This is a genomic window from Bradyrhizobium agreste (assembly GCF_016031625.1).
GTDB classification, from domain to species: Bacteria; Pseudomonadota; Alphaproteobacteria; order Rhizobiales; family Xanthobacteraceae; genus Bradyrhizobium; species Bradyrhizobium agreste.
Genome location: NZ_JACCHP010000007.1, coordinates 76,890 through 93,593, shown reverse-complemented (window position 1 = coordinate 93,593; position 16,704 = coordinate 76,890). Strand labels below are relative to the sequence as shown.

Below are 16,704 nucleotides of genomic sequence, written 5' to 3'. Positions count from 1 at the left end.
AGCATTGCTGCGCAGAGCAAAAGCCACGGAGCTCGCTGCCGCATGGGCCCCGGCTCTGTAGCGCATCACGTCGTGCTGCGCCGCGTCTGGGGCACGAGAGCGGAGCTATTGCGCAAGACTGCAATGACGGAGGACGCGCTTGCGTCTGCCCCTAGGTGATATATTTTACATCATTGTATATGCTCCAAATATCACTTATAAACTCTGATACGTGAGACCAAGGTGATCACCTCGTTCCAGATGCGGGCAGCCCGCGCGTTGCTCGGCATCGACCAGAAAACCCTGGCCGAGCTTGCGGGCGTGTCGCTGCCGACCATCCAGCGGATGGAGGCCTCGACCGGCAATGTTCGTGGCGTGGTCGAGACCCTGACCAAGGTGGTCGAGGCGTTCGACCGGGCCGGCGTCGAGCTGATCGGTGAACAGGCCCGCAGCGACAGCGGCGGACGCGGTGTTCGCCTGAAGGAGCCGGGGCCGCCGCGCCGCGTCGGAACATGATCGCGCATTGATCGTGCCCGGGATCAAGATTGACTAGCGCATCGTCGCACCTCGGGACGCACGATGCTTCGGAGCATTGTGGGGCCAGCGGAGCACCTTGCGACATGAGCATCACAAGCGATCAGGCGAGCCGGCTGCACCAGCTGCGTCAGCCGACGTTTGCCGAACTGTATCTGCCGAAGCTCGTCACCGTCTGGCGCGAAGGCTACGGCCTCGCGGATTTCCGCGCCGACGTCTTCGCCGGCCTCACGGTTGCGATCGTCGCGCTGCCGCTGTCGATGGCGATCGCGATCGCCTCGGGCGTGACGCCGGACCGCGGCCTCTACACCGCCGTCGCCGGCGGCTTCATCGTCTCCCTGCTCGGCGGCAGCCGGTTCCAGATCGGCGGTCCTGCCGGCGCGTTCATCGTTCTGGTCGCGGCGACCGCGGAGCGGCACGGCGTCGACGGAGTCATCCTCGCCACCATGATGGCGGGGCTGTTCCTGATCGGCGCGGGGCTGCTCAGGGTCGGCACCTACATCAAGTTCATTCCCTATCCCGTCACGGTCGGCTTCACCGCCGGCATTGCCGTCATCATCTTCGCCAGCCAGCTCCGCGACCTCTCGGGCATCACGCTCGCGGGCAAAGAGCCCAGCGAGTTCGTCCCGAAGCTCGCCGCACTCGCGGGCGCCTTGCACACCGTCAATCCCTCGGCGGTTGTCGTCGCGCTCGTCAGCATCGCCATCATCGCGGCCTTGCGGGTCTGGCGGCCGTCCTGGCCGGGCATCCTGATCGCGGTCGTGTTCGCGGCCGTGATATGTGCTGTGTTCTCGCTGCCGGTGGAAACGATCGGCTCGCGTTTCGGCGGCATTCCGCGCGAATTGCCCTCCCCAGTGCTGCCCGCGTTCTCGCTGGAGAAGGCAAGGGCGGTGCTGCCGGATGCGATCGCGTTTGCGCTGCTGGCGGCGATCGAATCGCTGCTGTCGGCCGTGGTGGCCGACGGCATGACCGGCCGCCGTCACCGCTCCAATTGCGAGCTGGTGGCGCAAGGCGCGGCCAATATCGGCTCGGCGCTGTTCGGCGGCATCTGCGTCACCGGGTTGATCGCGCGCACGGCCACCAACATCCGCGCCGGGGCGCGCGGGCCGCTCGCGGGCATGCTGCATTCGGTGTTCCTGCTGTTGTTCATGCTGATCGCGGCGCCGCTGGCGAGCTACATCCCGCTGGCCGCGCTCGCCGCGGTGCTGGTCGTGGTGGCCTGGACCATGGCGGAGAAGCACGAATTCGCGACGCTCGTGCGCTCCTCATGGGGCGACGCCGTGGTGCTGCTCGCGACTTTCCTGCTCACGATCTTCCGCGATCTCACCGAAGGCATCCTGGTCGGCTTCGCGCTCGGCGCGGTGCTGTTCATCCATCGCATGGCGGAGATGACCGGCATCGAGGAGCGCACGCCGCTGATGGTTGCCGATCGTCCCGACGACGGCAATGGCGACCGCGTTCCCTACGATTCCGCGCTTGCGGTCGACCAAGACGTGCTGGTCTATCGCATCACCGGCGCGTTCTTCTTCGGCGCGTCCTCGGCGATCGGCAGCGTGCTTGATGGCGTCGCCGACAGGCGCAAGGCCTTCGTGGTCGATTTCGCCGCGGTGCCGTTCCTGGATTCGACCGCGGCCAACGTGCTCGGTCGCGTCGCCGCCAAGGCGCACCGCCAGGGCATCAGGCTGTTCATCACGGGGGCCTCGCCCATGGTCCGTCGCGCGCTGCTCACCCACGGCGTCACGCCGCCGCGCGCGCGCTACCGCACGAGCCTCGAGCGCGCCATCGCCGACATCAAGGGCCGCGCCGCCGACGGGCCGACTGCGAGCTGACCGGCCGCGCTTGACAGAGCGGGCGCGACGCGAAATGGATCGCCTCGGAAACGACCCGAGGGAAAGATGACCGCGCCCAAGATCCCCGCAGCCTGTCTGATCGGATGGCCGGCCGCGCATTCGCGCTCGCCGCTGATCCACCATCACTGGCTGCGCACGCTCGGCATCGAAGGCGGCTATGTCATCGAGGCGGTGCCGCCGGAGGATTTGCGCGATTTCGTGCTGCGGCTGTCGCTGCGCGGCTTCGTCGGTGCCAACGTCACCATCCCGCACAAGGAAGCCGTGCTGGCGCTGTCGACGCCCGACGCGCGCGCCAGGGCCGTCGGCGCTGCGAACACGCTGTGGTTTGCCGAGGGCGAGCTGCGCTCCACCAACACCGATGTCGAAGGCTTCATCGACAATCTCGACGCCAGCGCGCCGGGCTGGGACATGGCCGAGGCGGCGCTCGTGCTGGGCGCTGGCGGCTCCTCGCGCGCGGTCGTGTTCGGCCTGCTGGAACGCGGCATCAAACGCGTGCATGTCGCCAATCGGACCATTGCGCGGGCCGAGACGCTGGCGCAGCAGTTCGGGCCGAACGTGCATCCGCTGTCGTGGGACGCGATCGGCGACGTGCTGCCGCGTGCAAAGCTCCTTGTGAACACGACCTCGCTCGGCATGCATGGCCAGCCTTCGGTCGATGTCGACGTCGCGCGCCTGCCGCAAGACGCCGTCGTCGCCGACCTCGTCTACGTTCCCCTGGTGACGCCGCTGCTCGCCGCGGCCACCGCGCGCGGTCTGAAGACCGCCGACGGGCTCGGCATGCTGCTGCATCAGGCGGTGGGCGGCTTCGAGCTGTGGTTCGGGCGGCGGCCCGAGGTCACCGCCGAGCTGCGTGCATTGGTCGAGGCCGATCTCACGAAGTCTTGAGAGAATAGCACCCGGTCTTTCGGAGTTCTCCATTCCTGGGGACAATCGGAGACCATCATGACTGTTCAACGTGCAACCTTCACACGCCCACTGATCGCCGTCGCGATGGTGGCGGTCTCGACCTATTGCGCCTTCGCCCAGAGAGCGCCGGTGCCGACGCGCGTGCGCGGCACCATCGAAAGCGTCGATGGCGACACCATGCAGGTCAAGTCGCGCAGCGGTGAGGAGGTCAAGCTTCGCCTCGCCTCCGACGTGAACGTGTCGGGCGTTACCAAGATTTCGCTCGCCGACATCAAGCCGGGCTCGTTCATCGGCGCGACCACCGTGCCGGGACCGGACGGCAGCCAGAACGCCGTCGAGGTGCACGTGTTTCCGGAAAGCATGCGCGGCACCGGCGAAGGCTCGCGACCCTGGGACCTCAAGCCCAACTCCAGCATGACCAATGCGACCGTGGCCGAGAGCGTCGTCGGCAATGACGGTCACACGCTGCTGGTCAAGTACAAGGACGGCGAGAAGAAGGTGTTCGTCGCCGACGACACGCCGGTCGTGACTTTCGTGCCCGGCGACAAATCCGAGCTGAAGCCCGGCGCCAAGGTCATCGCCTTCATGAAGCAATTGCCGGACGGCTCGTTCGAGACCAGCCGCGTCAGCGTCGGCCGCGACGGCCTGACGCCACCGATGTGAGGCGGAAGTCATTCCGGGGCGCGCAAGCGAACTATGGTGCGCAATTGCGCACCTGAGAATCTCGAGATTCCGGGTCTGGTCCTTCGGACCATCCCGGAATGACGAGTGTCACACCGCAATCACGTGATCATCGATCTCGTCGATCCGGTTGACGCCGCACAGCCCCATCGTGGTGAGCAGCTCCTTCTGGATGATGTCGATCGCCTTGGCGACGCCGGCCTGGCCGCCGGCACCTAAGCCGTAGGCATAGGCGCGGCCGATCATGCAGGACTTTGCGCCGAGCGCGAGCGCGCGCATCACGTCCTGGCCGGAGCGGATGCCGCCGTCGAACATGATCTCCATCTTCTCGCCGACCGCGTCCGCAATCTCCGGCAGGACCTCGATCGAGGACGGCGCGCCGTCGAGCTGGCGGCCGCCATGGTTGGAGACGACGAGCGCCTGCGCACCGGTCTTGGCGGCTTCCTCGGCGTCCTCGACGTCGAGGATGCCCTTGATGATGAGCTTGCCCGGCCAGATGCTGCGGACCCACTCGACGTCCTTCCAGTTCAAGGAGGTGTCGAACTGCGAGGCGGTCCATTCGGCAAGGCGGTTGAGATCCTCGGTGTTCTTCACGTGGCCGGCGATGTTGCCGAAGGTGCGGCGCTTGCCTTGCAGCACGCCGGAGACCCAGGCCGGCTTGCTGGCGAAGTCGAGCAGTTTCGACAGCGACCATTCGGGCGGTACCGTCATGCCGTTCTTGATGTCGGCGTGACGCTGGCCGATCACCTGCAGGTCGACCGTGAGCACCAGCGCGCTGCACTTGGCGGCGATCGCGCGCTGCATCAATTCCTTGATGAAGCCGCGGTCCTTCATGACGTAGAGCTGGAACCAGAACGGCTTCTCGACACTGGCGGCGATGTCCTCGATCGAGCAGATCGACATCGTCGATTGCGTGAACGGGATGCCGGCGGCCTGCGCGGCGCGGCAGGCGTGGATCTCGCCGTCGCCGTGCTGCATGCCGAGCAGGCCGACCGGCGCGAGGATCAGCGGCATGGTCGACGGCTCGCCGAGGATTGTGGTCGAGGTGTCGCGCTTGGAGACGTCGACCAGGATGCGCTGGCGGAACTTGATCGCCTGCATGTCCTCGCGGTTGGCGCGCAGCGTCTCCTCGGCATAGGAGCCGCGGTCGCAATAGTCGAAGAACGCCTTCGGCACGCGCCGCTGATGCAGCGTACGAAGATCGTCGATACAGGTAATATGCTTCATGTCGTTTCCCCGGCCCGTCATGTACCAACAGTCTTGCATCGGAAGATTTCGGGGTCATCTAGCATGGTTGGATGCACAGCCAAATCGTTTGCAGAACGTTTTGGAAGGAGAGTGCCATGACGAAGCCGCACGCAGGACCTTCGCCGGAAGAGATCAAGGAGAAGCACGATCTCGAGGAGGCGCTCGAAGAGGGACTGGAGGAGACCTTCCCCGGCTCCGACCCCGTCAACGTCACGCAGCCGGCGCCCAGCCGCGCGGACGGCCATGTGAAGCGCACCGGCTAGGGCCGGGTTCCATTTGGGCGCGGTGTTCCCACGGGAATTATTGTGTTAACAAGATCTTATCGGTCCGGCGCGGCACCGGTTCCGTAATGATTCATCATATTTTTTGAAGCCAAGTTAGCCGCGATGGCATTATAAGAAGCCCAGCAAATCAGGGATGCGGGGCCCTTCCGGGCAGCCCGTGGTTGTCGAAGGGGATCCCCTGGTTGTTGCCTTGGGGGACAATATGAGCCGCAAATATTTCGGGACGGACGGGATTAGGGGCCGCGCCAACGGACTGATCACGCCGGAGCTCGCGCTCAAGGTCGGCCAGGCCGCGGGCCTTGCGTTCCAGCGCGGCGACCACCGCCACCGGGTCGTGATCGGCAAGGACACCCGCCTGTCCGGTTACATGATCGAATACGCCATGGTGGCAGGGTTCACCTCGGTCGGCATGGACGTGCTGCTGGTCGGCCCGATGCCGACGCCGGCGGTCGCAATGCTGACCAAGTCGATGCGCGCCGATCTCGGCGTGATGATTTCGGCCTCGCACAATCTGTTCGAGGACAACGGCATCAAGCTGTTCGGGCCGCAGGGCTTCAAGCTCTCCGACGACGTCGAGCGGCAGATCGAGCAGCTGCTCGACGAATCCCTCGACAAGCGCCTCGCGCAGAGCGCCAGTCTGGGCCGCGCCCGCCGCATCGACGGCGTGCATGACCGCTACATCGAATTCGCCAAGCGCACCCTGCCGCGCGATCTGTCGCTTGAGGGACTGCGCGTCGTGATCGATTGCGCCAACGGCGCCGCCTACAAGGTGGTGCCGGAAGCGCTGTGGGAATTGGGTGCCGACGTGGTGCCGATCGGCGTCGAGCCCGACGGCTTCAACATCAACAAGGAATGCGGATCCACCTCGCCGGAAGCCCTGTCGAAGAAAGTGCGCGAGATGCGTGCCGACATCGGCATCGCGCTCGACGGCGACGCTGATCGCGTCATCCTGGTCGACGAGCGCGGCCATCTCGTCGACGGCGACCAGCTGCTGGCGGTGATCGCGCAGAGCTGGAAGGAGGATGGCCGGCTGTCGCGGCCGGGCATCGTCGCGACCGTGATGTCCAACCTTGGCCTCGAGCGCTTCCTCAACGGGCAGGGGCTCGACCTCGTGCGCACGCCGGTCGGCGATCGCTACGTGCTCGAGCAGATGCTGAACGGCGGCTACAATCTCGGCGGCGAGCAGTCCGGCCACATCATTCTGTCCGACTACGCCACCACCGGCGACGGTTTCGTGGCGGCGTTGCAGGTGCTCGCCGTGGTGCAGAAGCTGCGCCGTCCCGTGTCCGAGGTCTGCCACCGCTTCGATCCGCTGCCGCAGATCCTCAAGAACGTCCGCCACAAGGGCGGCAGGCCGCTCGATGATTCCGACGTCAAGTCGGCGATCTCCGACGGCGAGAAGCGCCTCAACGGCCACGGCCGCCTCTTGATCCGCTCCTCCGGCACCGAGCCCGTGATTCGCGTCATGGGCGAAGGCGAGGACCGCATTTTGGTCGAGGACATCGTCGACACCATTGTTTTGGCCCTGGGCCAGGCCGCGGCATAAGCACTTTCTTACCCTCCCCTGGAGGGGGAGGGTCGATCGCGCGCAGCGCGAGCGGGGTGGGGTGATCTCTCCACACGAACAGTGCCCGTGAGGAGAGATCACCCCACCCCGTCTCACATTTCGCTCCGCTCAATGTGAGCCGACCCTCCCCCTCCAGGGGAGGGTAAGCTACGAGAGCACCCGCGCATCCCAGCCATTTGCGATTGACGATGGTCCCGCCGCCGCTTGCGTCGTAATCAGCACCTCGCGGCAATCTGCCGCGCCGGGATTGCCGCTTTGAACAAGCCTGTCGTCGTCTCAGAGGAAACGCTGACCGAGCCCGTCGTCGTTGCCGACGTGGCGCCGGCAGCCGCCAAGGCGGCGGGGCCCGCTTATATCGTGCTCGCCGGCATCAGCGTCTCGCACTTCCTCAACGACACCATGCAGTCGCTGATCGCCTCGGTGTATCCGATCCTGAAGGACGCCTACGCGCTCGATTTCGCGCAGATCGGCATGATCACGCTGGCTTTCCAGTTCACGGCCTCGCTGCTGCAGCCGGTGGTCGGGCACTACACCGACAAGAAGGCACAGCCCTATTCGCTGGCGGTCGGCATGGCCTCGACCTTCTTCGGCCTGCTGCTGCTCAGCGTCGCGCACCAATATCTCGTCATCCTCGTCGCCGCCGCGCTGGTCGGCCTCGGCTCGGCAGTGTTTCATCCGGAATCGGCGCGCATTGCGCGGCTCGCCTCCGGCGGGCGCTACGGCTTTGCGCAATCGGTGTTCCAGCTCGGCGGCAGTTTCGGCACCTCGATGGGGCCGGTGCTGGCCGCGTTGATCGTGGTGCCGTTCGGGCAGAGCAGCATCGCTTGGTTCTCCTCGATCGCGTTTCTCGCCATCCTGATTCTCTGGCGCATCGGGCGCTGGTACGCGCCGCAGATCACGACGAAGAGAGCGGCGCCCGTCCACACCCAACCCGGCGCGCCGAGCTCGCGCCGCGTCGCGGTCGCGCTTGTCGTGCTCGTCGCGCTGTTGTTCTCCAAGCAGCTCTACGTCTCGAGTCTGTCGAGCTATTACATCTTCTACCTGATCGACCGTTTCGGCGTGTCGACGCAGGCCGCCCAGATCTATCTCTTCGTCTTTCTCGCGGCGAACGCCGTGGGTGCGTTTCTCGGCGGTCCCCTGGGGGACCGCTTCGGCCGCAAGATCGTGATCTGGATTTCGATCCTCGGCGCGCTGCCGTTCACGCTGGCGCTGCCCTATGCCGGGCTCGTGGCCAGCGCCGTGCTCAGCGTCGCCATCGGCCTGATCATCTCCTCGACGACGTCGTCGATCATCGTGTTCGCGCAGGAGCTGGTGCCACACCGCTTCGGCATGATCTCCGGCGTGTTCTTCGGCGTCGCCTTCGGCATCGGGGGCCTGGGCGCGGCCGTGCTCGGCAAGCTCGCCGACCACACCTCGATCGAGTTCGTCTACCAGGTCTGCGCTTATCTGCCGGCGATCGGGCTGCTCGCGGTGTTCCTGCCCAAGCTGCCGCGGCAGGTGCGTTAACGCATCCTCTCTTGCCGCGTTGCGGCTTCAGACATCGTTAGGGAATGCGGCCAGCATGTCGCATTTTGCGCGGCATTCTTGCAACGCTCCGCACGGCGCCCGCGTGTGGGGTGACAAAAAATCAACCTTAAAAATTAGGGTTAAGTGGCGCTTAAGCATTTGCTGCCATCGTCCTCCCCGTGAGTTTCCAGAACGTGAGGCGCTCGTATTTAGCCTCACCGGCCATAAGGACGAAGCCAATGCGTAGCGTTAAGTCTCTCCTTGCCGCGGGTGCGGCAACCCTGATCTCGTCGATGGCGTTCGCCGCCGATATGCCGATCGCCGCCCCCCCTCCCATGTACGCGCCGCCGGCTCCGCCCGCCGATTTCGGCGGCTGGTATCTGCGCGGTGATATCGGCATGACCAACCAGAGCGCCAAGCGCATCGAGAGCACCCTGCCGGCTGGGTTCACCAAGACGACCGAGGGCCTCGGCTTCGACTCCTCGCCGCTGTTCGATCTCGGCGTCGGCTATCGCTTCAACAACTGGTTCCGCGCCGACGTGATCGGCCAGTACCGGGGCAAAGCCAATCTGCACGGCAGCGACAATGTCGTCGGGCCCGGCTTCGTCGGCGTCAACAACTACAGCGGCAGCAAGTCCGAGTGGGTCGTGATGGCGAACGCCTATGTCGACCTCGGCACCTGGTGGTGCATCACGCCGTTCATCGGCGCGGGCGTCGGCGGCTCTTACAACAAGATCAGCGGCTTCCGTGACGACGGCGTGTCCTTCAACCCGCTGCTCAGCAACAGCGTCGCCTACTTCGCCGATAACGGAAAGTGGAATTTCGCCTGGGCCGCTCACGCCGGTCTCGCCTACAAGGTCAATCCCGGGTTCACCGTCGAACTGGCCTACAGCTACATGAACCTCGGCGACGCGGCGCCAGGCAACTTCCGCTTGTTCGACAACAGCGCCTCGGGCCCGACCTCGATCAAGATCAAGGAGCTCACCTCGCACGACGTCAAGCTCGGCGTGCGCTGGGATCTCAACAGCCCGCCGGCCTACGTGCCGCCGCCGCCGCTGGTCACCAAGGGCTGATCGGCCAGCTGATCGCTTAAGACTTCTTAACGGCGCGGGATCATCCTGCGCCGTTTTGCTTTGCGTATTTTTCATGGCGAGCAGCGGCGAGAGCCCCTGACGCAACCATTGGTTAAGGTTAACAGGCGATGATCATCGCAACAGTTCGAGTCCGATGGAGCGTGGTGATGCGTAGGCTGGTGTTGGCGGCGGCGATGTTGGGGACGGTGTCTGCCGCGCAAGCGGCCGACATGCCGGACCTGCCCGTGCTGCGCGGCGGCTTCACAGACGGTCTGTCGAAGACTTCCGTCAATTGGGACGGCTTCTATGTCGGCGGTCATGCCGGCTACACCGCAGACGCGACGGATTTCAGCCAGAGCGTGGTCGGCCTCACCAACTACATCTTCCGCGACAGTGTACTCCAGGGGCCGACCTCGACGTGGTCGCTGCTGAAGAAGGCCAACACTCAAAGCACTAATTTCGGCGGCTTCGTCGGCCGCAACTGGCAATGGTACGATGCCGTTCTCAGTCTTGAGGGCACCTACAGCCACTTCAACAACATGGCGACTTCGACGTCGGGAACCAACTCGCTCGTCATCGTCAATCCACCTGGTGAGGTGCGGGCCCCCGGCATCACCAACAACTATGCCGTGACGCTGACGGGTGCCGCAGCGGCGCAAGTCAAGGATATGGTGACGCTCCGCGGCCGCGTGGGTTGGGATGGCGGCAACGTCATGCCCTATGCCTTCATGGGCGCTGCCGTCGGGCGAATGGACGTCTCACGCACCGTAACCAGCAGCGTGTCGCTGCGGCAGGACACGACGACGACGGATCTCTTCGGCAACACGACGACGACACTTGGCGCGTGGACCCCCGTTCCTGCGCAGTCGGGCACCCAAGGTCAGCAAAGGACCAACACTTACGCAGTGGGTTGGACCGCGGGTCTCGGACTCGAATACTGCGTTTGGGACGGCTTGTTCGCCCGCATCGAATATGAATATGTGAGATTCTCTCCCGTCATGAACACGCAGGTGACGCTGAACAACGCGCATGTCGGCCTCGGCTACAAGTTCTGAGCGGTCCGCTTCCTGTTGACAGCTTCGCTTCGTCCTGATGCTCTCTCGTTCCGACAGCGGGGCGGCAGCGATGAAGATCTACGGCGACGGCAATTCGGGCAATTGTCTCAAGGTGAAGTGGGTCTGCGACAAGCTCGCATTGCCCTACGAGTGGATCGAGATCGACACAAGCAAGGGCGAGACGCGCACGCCGCAATTCCTGAAGATGAACGGCGCCGGCCAGGTGCCCACAATCGCATTCGACGACGGCCGCACGCTGGCGCAGTCCAACGCCATCATCCGCTATCTCGCCCGCGACAGCGCGCTCATCCCGCGCGACGCCTTCACGGCGGCCAAGATGGACGAATGGCTGTTCTGGGAGCAGTACAGCCACGAGCCCTATATCGCCGTGTGCCGCGTTCTCCTCGTCTATCTCGGCAAGGACGCCTCCGAGCTCGATCCTGAGAAGGTCAAGCGCGGCTATGCGGCGCTCGACCGCATGGAGCAGCATCTCTGCGCCAGCCGCGTCGTCGCCGGCGATGAGGTGTCGCTCGCCGACGTGTCGCTGCTCGCCTATACGCGCCTCGCGCATGAAGGCGGCTTCGACCTCGGCCGTTATGCCTCCATCCGCCGCTGGATCGGCGAAGTCGAAGCGTTTCTCGGCCTTCCGCCGGCGCGCTGAGGTGCGGAGTCATCTGACATGAATGCCGAAGCCGTCTCCATCCGTCCCGCGCGCCGCGAGGACGTCGCCGCGATCGTGGCGATGCTCGCCGACGATCATATCGGCCGCGCGCGCGAGCGCGTGGAGGATCCGTTGCCGGCCTCCTACTACGACGCATTCGCGCGGGTCGAGCGCGATCCGAATCTCATGCTGGTCGTTGCCGAGAGCGCGGGCAGGGTGGTCGGCTGCCTGCAGCTCGCGATCCTTCCGGGCCTGAGCTCGCAAGGCGGATCGCGCGGCCTGCTCGAAGACGTTCGCGTTGCCGCCGATTGTCGCAGCCGCGGCATCGGCGAGAAATTGGTGCAATGGGCCGTGACGGAAGCAAAGGCGCGCGGCTGCAATCTGGTCGAGCTGCTGACGCATCAGACCCGCGTCGATGCGCAGCGCTTCTACAAGCGGCTCGGTTTTGCGGCGAGTCACGTCGGCATGACCGTCCGCTTTTGAAGCAGCGCAACGCGGGCGTTACGCAGCCGGCGAAATCGGGCTTTTCATTCGTCGCGTTAAGAGCCGGTAAACTACCGCTCCGTCGTTCACCTTGATGAGGGAACGAAGGGTGCTACGGGGGTATCTGACACCGGGCTCGCTCGGTTGGGACATTTCGATGACAAGCTATTCGATGATCAAGGTCGGCAACGGCTACGTCGTGCAGGCCAACGACAAATGCATTTTGAAGGTCGGCAGCCGCCGCAAGGCGGCGCAATTGATCAGCGATGCCACGGACTTGCTGAATGCGCTCGCCGTCGTCGAGGCCCCTGGTATTGCACCGGACGCGCCATCACTGGCACGTGAGGCCCCGGAACTTCCTTGACGGACCTTCCCGATTCCCGTATCAGCCGCGGCGGGACACCTCCCCCCAACGGGAGGCTTACTATCTGGAAGGGTAGATCATGACTGTAGCGAAGCCCGCTTCGCGGCCGACCGTGCCGCATTTCTCCTCCGGCCCCTGCGCCAAACGCCCCGGCTGGAACGCCCAAAATCTCAAGGACGCAGCTCTCGGCCGCTCGCATCGCGCGAAGATCGGCAAGACCAAGCTCAAGCTCGCGATCGACCTGACGCGCGAAGTGCTCGAGGTCCCCGCCGACTACCGCATCGGCATCGTGCCGGCCTCCGATACCGGCGCGGTCGAGATGGCGCTGTGGTCGCTGCTCGGTGCACGGCCCGTCACCACGCTCGCGTGGGAATCCTTCGGCGAGGGGTGGGTCAGCGATATCGTCAAGGAATTGAAGCTCAAGGACGTCACCAAGCTCAATGCGGCTTACGGTGAGATCCCGGATCTGTCGAAGGTCGATCCCAAGACCGACGTCGTCTTCACCTGGAACGGCACCACGTCGGGCGTACGCGTGCCTGATGCCAACTGGATCAGCTCTGCCCGCGAAGGCCTGACCATCTGCGACGCCACCTCCGCCGCGTTCGCGCAGGCGCTCGATTGGCCCAAGCTCGACGTCGTCACCTTCTCCTGGCAGAAGGCGCTCGGCGGCGAGGCCGCGCATGGCATGCTGATCCTGTCGCCCCGGGCGGTGGAGCGGCTCGAGACCTACAAGCCGGCCTGGCCGTTGCCGAAGATCTTCCGCATGACCAAGGGCGGCAAGCTCAACGAAGGCATCTTCGTTGGCGAGACCATCAACACGCCGTCGATGCTCTGCGTCGAGGATTATCTCGATGCGCTGAACTGGGCCAAGTCGATCGGCGGCCTCAAGGCGCTGATCGCGCGCGCCGACGCCAACACCAAGGTGCTGGCCGACTGGAAGGCGAAGACACCCTGGATCGACTTCCTCGCCAAGGACGCTTCGATCCGCTCCAACACCTCGGTGTGCCTGAAGTTCACCGATCCCGCGATCACCTCGCTGTCCGAGGACGCGCAAGCGGAGTTCAGCAAGAAGCTGGTGGCCCTCGTCGAGAAGGAAGGCGCGGGCTACGACTTCGCCTATTACCGCGATGCGCCGGCCGGCCTGCGCATCTGGTGCGGCGCCACGGTGGAAGCCAAGGACGTCGAGCTGCTGACGCAGTGGATCGACTGGGCCTTCGCCGAGGCCAAGGCCACGCTGGCCAAGGCAGCGTAACGCGCTCCGACTCAATCTCGTCATGGCCGGGCTCGACCCGGCCATCCATCCATCAAGAACGATGGACCCGCGGGTCTCTAGCGCGAAGACGCGCTTCGCGCTTTTGCCCGCGGGTGACCTTCCGTAAATGCAGTTCGCACCACGGATCACACAAATGACCAAACCGAAAGTTCTCATTTCCGACGCGCTCTCGCCCGCAGCCGTGCAGATCTTCAGGGATCGCGGCGTGGAGGTCGACTTCCAGCCCAATCTCGGCAAGGACAAGGACAAGCTCGCCGAGATCATCGGCAATTACGACGGCCTGGCGATCCGCTCCGCGACCAAGGCGACCGCCAAGATCCTCGAGAAGGCGACCAGGCTGAAGGTGATCGGCCGCGCCGGCATCGGCGTCGACAATGTCGAGATCCCGGCAGCCACCGCCAAGGGCATCATCGTGATGAACACGCCGTTCGGCAATTCGATCACGACCGCCGAGCACGCCATCACCCTGATGCTGGCGCTCGCCCGCGAGATCCCGCAGGCCGACGCCTCGACGCAGGCCGGCAAATGGGAGAAGAACCGCTTCATGGGCGTCGAGATCACCGGCAAGGTGCTGGGCGTCATCGGCTGCGGCAATATCGGCTCGATCGTCGCCGACCGCGCGCTCGGCCTGCGCATGAAGGTGATCGCGTTCGACCCGTTCCTGTCGCCGGAACGCGCCAAGGACATCAGCGTCGAGAAGGTCGAGCTCGACGATCTCTTCAAGCGCGCCGACTTCATCACGCTGCATACGCCGCTCACCGACAAGACCAGGAACATCATTGACGCGGCCGCGATCGCCAAGATGAAGAAGGGCGTGCGCCTGATCAACTGCGCCCGCGGCGGCCTCGTCGACGAGCAGGCGGTGGTCGATGCGCTCAATTCCAAGCACATCGCGGGTGCCGCCTTCGACGTCTTCGTCGAGGAGCCGGCGACCTCCAACGTGCTGTTTGGCCACCCCAACGTGATCTGCACGCCGCATCTCGGCGCCTCCACCACCGAAGCGCAGGAGAACGTCGCGCTCCAGGTCGCCGAGCAGATGTCGGATTACCTGCTCACCGGCGCGATCTCGAATGCGGTCAACTTCCCCTCGATCACCGCGGAAGAAGCGCCGAAGCTGAAGCCGTTCATCGCGCTCGCCGAGAAGCTCGGCTCGTTCGCCGGCCAGCTCACCGAGAGCGGCATCCGCAAGGTCGAGATCACCTATGAGGGCCATGTCGCCGAGATGAAGATCAAGGCGATCACCTCCGCGGTGCTGTCGGGCCTGCTGCGGCCGATGCTCGGCGAGGTCAACGTGGTGTCCGCGCCGGTCGTCGCCAAGGAGCGCGGCATGGTGGTGGACGAGATCGTGCGGGCCGCCCAGAGCGACTATGAGAGCCTGATCACCGTCACCGTCGCGACCGAACGCCAGGAGCGCTCGGTCTCCGGTACCGTCTATCACGACGGCAAGCCGCGCCTCGTTGACGTCAAGGGCATCCGCGTCGATGCCGAGTTCGGCAAGTCGATGATCTACGTCACCAACGAGGACAAGCCGGGCTTCATCGGCAAGTTCGCGAGCCTTTTGGGCGACGCCAAGATCAACATCGCGACCTTCCATCTCGGCCGCGTCGCTCCGGGCAGCGATGCCATCGCCCTCGTCGAGGTCGACGGTGTGGTGCCGGCCGACGTGCTCGCCAAGGTGCAGGCCCTGCCGCAGGTCAAGCAGGCCAAGGCGCTGACGTTCTGATCCAACTCTCACCTTCGTCATGGCCGGGCTTGACCCGGCCATCCACGCCTACCATGTGCGCGGATCGACGTGGATGCCCGGGCCTTCGCCGCGCCGAAGCGGCTTCGGCCGCGCAGGCGGGTCAAGCCCGGGCATGACGAGTGGATGGAGCGGTGCGCATCGCCCCGGGATGACGGCCATCATATTCCGACCCGCGGAACAACGCCGCTTCCTTCACCGGGAGGCGGCGTTTTATTTCCCCGCGCCCGGCAATCTTTGTGTACCAATGGCGTCAGGACGCTCCGTTCCAAATCATTCGACAAGGGAGAAAACAATGCGTGAAGCCGTCATCGTTTCCTATGCGCGCACGGGCCTGGCGAAATCCGGCCGCGGCGGGTTCAACATCACGCCGCCGATGTCGCTCGCGGCCCACGCCATTCACCACGCGGTGGACCGCGCCGGCGTCGAGAAGGACTATGTCGAGGACTGCTATCTCGGTAATTGCGCCCATGGCGCGCCGAACATCGGCCGCCAGGCCGCGCTGCTCGCCGGCCTGCCGAAGACCACAGCCGGCGTGTCGGTGAACCGCTTCTGCTCGTCGGGTCTGCAGACCATCGCGATGGCCGCGAACTCGATCCGCTCCGACGGCGCCGATTGCATCGTCGCCGGCGGCGTCGAGAGCATCTCAATCCCGGGCGGCGGCACGCCGAAGGAATCGATCGATCCGGAGCTGCTCAAGGTCGCTCCCGACATCTTCATGGCGATGATCGACACCGCCGACATCGTCGCCGAGCGCTACAAGCTGAGCCGTGAATATCAGGACGAGTTCTCGCTGGAATCGCAGCGCCGCATGGCCGCGGCCCAGCAGGCGAACAAGTTCAAGGACGAGATCGTCCCGATGAAGACCAAGATGAAGGTGGTCGACAAGCAGACCAAGGCCGAGTCGATCGTCGACTACACCGTCGACCGCGACGAATGCAATCGCCCCGACACCACGATGGAAGGTTTGGCAAAGCTCGAGCCGGTGAAGGGCCCTGGCAAGTTCGTCACCGCCGGCAATGCCAGCCAGCTCTCGGACGGCGCCGCCGCCGTGGTGCTGATGGAAGCCAAGGACGCCGAGAAGCGCGGCCTCAAGCCGCTCGGCCGCTTCGTCGCCTGGGCCACCGCCGGCTGCGAGCCGGACGAGATGGGCATCGGCCCGGTGTTCGCGATCCCGAAGCTGCTCAAGCGCACCGGCCTCAAGATCGACGACATCGATCTGTGGGAGCTCAACGAGGCCTTCGCCAGCCAGTGCCTGTATTGCCGCGACAAGCTCGGCATCGATCCCGCCAAGTACAACGTCAACGGCGGCTCGATCGCGATCGGCCATCCCTTCGGCATGACCGGCGCTCGTCTCACCGGCCATTTGCTGCAGGAAGGCGCCCGCCGCAAGGCTAAGTGGGGCGTCGTGACCATGTGCATCGGCGGCGGCCAGGGCGGCGCCGGCCTGTTCGAGATCTATCACTGAGGCCCAGCTGAACAGCGCCGGACGATGCTTC

The 16,704-nt window shown here is 65.1% G+C and carries 16 protein-coding genes; 15 read left to right on the top strand and 1 reads right to left on the bottom strand.

Features of this window, described 5'->3' with window-relative positions:
* Positions 1-222 precede the first annotated feature (222 nt).
* The 4 genes from HZZ13_RS11965 to HZZ13_RS11950 all read left to right on the top strand — a co-directional run bounded on the left by HZZ13_RS11965 (position 223) and on the right by HZZ13_RS11950 (position 3,932).
* Positions 223-495, top strand: coding sequence for a helix-turn-helix domain-containing protein (locus HZZ13_RS11965; protein WP_197959803.1), 273 nt, complete (start codon positions 223-225; stop codon positions 493-495).
* Positions 496-599: 104 nt separating this feature from the next.
* Positions 600-2,342, top strand: a complete 1,743-nt coding sequence (locus tag HZZ13_RS11960; RefSeq protein WP_197959802.1) for a SulP family inorganic anion transporter — start codon at positions 600-602, stop codon at positions 2,340-2,342.
* A 66-nt stretch (positions 2,343-2,408) separates the two neighbouring features.
* Complete coding sequence (locus HZZ13_RS11955) at positions 2,409-3,248, top strand: shikimate dehydrogenase (protein WP_197959801.1); 840 nt, start codon at positions 2,409-2,411, stop codon at positions 3,246-3,248.
* Between the two features lie 57 nt (positions 3,249-3,305).
* Complete coding sequence (locus HZZ13_RS11950) at positions 3,306-3,932, top strand: hypothetical protein (protein ID WP_197959800.1); 627 nt, start codon at positions 3,306-3,308, stop codon at positions 3,930-3,932.
* Positions 3,933-4,040: 108 nt separating this feature from the next.
* On the opposite strand, the gene HZZ13_RS11945 is transcribed toward HZZ13_RS11950, so the two are convergent.
* Positions 4,041-5,177: an alpha-hydroxy acid oxidase gene (locus HZZ13_RS11945; RefSeq protein ID WP_197959799.1), complete on the bottom strand. Its 1,137-nt coding sequence runs from the start codon at positions 5,175-5,177 to the stop codon at positions 4,041-4,043.
* Positions 5,178-5,293: 116 nt separating this feature from the next.
* On the opposite strand from HZZ13_RS11945, the gene HZZ13_RS11940 reads away from it, so the two are divergent.
* The 11 genes from HZZ13_RS11940 (at position 5,294) to HZZ13_RS11890 (ending at position 16,673) form a co-directional block, all read left to right on the top strand.
* Complete coding sequence (locus HZZ13_RS11940) at positions 5,294-5,461, top strand: hypothetical protein (protein ID WP_197959798.1); 168 nt, start codon at positions 5,294-5,296, stop codon at positions 5,459-5,461.
* Between the two features lie 223 nt (positions 5,462-5,684).
* Positions 5,685-7,028: a phosphoglucosamine mutase gene (gene glmM, locus HZZ13_RS11935; RefSeq protein WP_197959797.1), complete on the top strand. Its 1,344-nt coding sequence runs from the start codon at positions 5,685-5,687 to the stop codon at positions 7,026-7,028.
* Between the two features lie 276 nt (positions 7,029-7,304).
* Complete coding sequence (locus HZZ13_RS11930; protein WP_197959796.1) at positions 7,305-8,555, top strand: MFS transporter; 1,251 nt, start codon at positions 7,305-7,307, stop codon at positions 8,553-8,555.
* Between the two features lie 239 nt (positions 8,556-8,794).
* Positions 8,795-9,628 carry an outer membrane protein gene (locus HZZ13_RS11925; RefSeq protein ID WP_197959795.1) on the top strand — a complete coding sequence of 278 codons (834 nt, stop codon included), beginning with the start codon at positions 8,795-8,797 and terminating at the stop codon, positions 9,626-9,628.
* 167 nt (positions 9,629-9,795) lie between these two features.
* Positions 9,796-10,683, top strand: coding sequence for an outer membrane beta-barrel protein (locus tag HZZ13_RS11920; protein WP_197959794.1), 888 nt, complete (start codon positions 9,796-9,798; stop codon positions 10,681-10,683).
* A gap of 70 nt (positions 10,684-10,753) precedes the next feature.
* Complete coding sequence (locus HZZ13_RS11915) at positions 10,754-11,344, top strand: glutathione S-transferase family protein (RefSeq protein ID WP_197959793.1); 591 nt, start codon at positions 10,754-10,756, stop codon at positions 11,342-11,344.
* A gap of 18 nt (positions 11,345-11,362) precedes the next feature.
* Complete coding sequence (locus HZZ13_RS11910; protein WP_197959792.1) at positions 11,363-11,827, top strand: GNAT family N-acetyltransferase; 465 nt, start codon at positions 11,363-11,365, stop codon at positions 11,825-11,827.
* Positions 11,828-11,984: 157 nt separating this feature from the next.
* A complete protein-coding gene (locus tag HZZ13_RS11905) occupies positions 11,985-12,191 on the top strand; it encodes a hypothetical protein (protein WP_197959791.1) in 207 nt (68 codons plus the stop codon).
* A 79-nt stretch (positions 12,192-12,270) separates the two neighbouring features.
* Positions 12,271-13,443 (top strand): phosphoserine transaminase, encoded by a 1,173-nt coding sequence (locus HZZ13_RS11900; RefSeq protein ID WP_197959790.1) that lies wholly within the window; start codon positions 12,271-12,273, stop codon positions 13,441-13,443.
* 154 nt (positions 13,444-13,597) lie between these two features.
* The gene (gene serA / locus HZZ13_RS11895; RefSeq protein ID WP_197959789.1) at positions 13,598-15,187 is read left to right on the top strand and encodes a phosphoglycerate dehydrogenase; all 1,590 of its coding nucleotides are present in this window, start codon (positions 13,598-13,600) and stop codon (positions 15,185-15,187) included.
* A 313-nt stretch (positions 15,188-15,500) separates the two neighbouring features.
* On the top strand, positions 15,501-16,673 hold the full coding sequence (locus HZZ13_RS11890) for a thiolase family protein (RefSeq protein WP_197959788.1): 1,173 nt from the start codon (positions 15,501-15,503) through the stop codon (positions 16,671-16,673).
* The last annotated feature ends 31 nt before the right edge of the window (positions 16,674-16,704 follow it).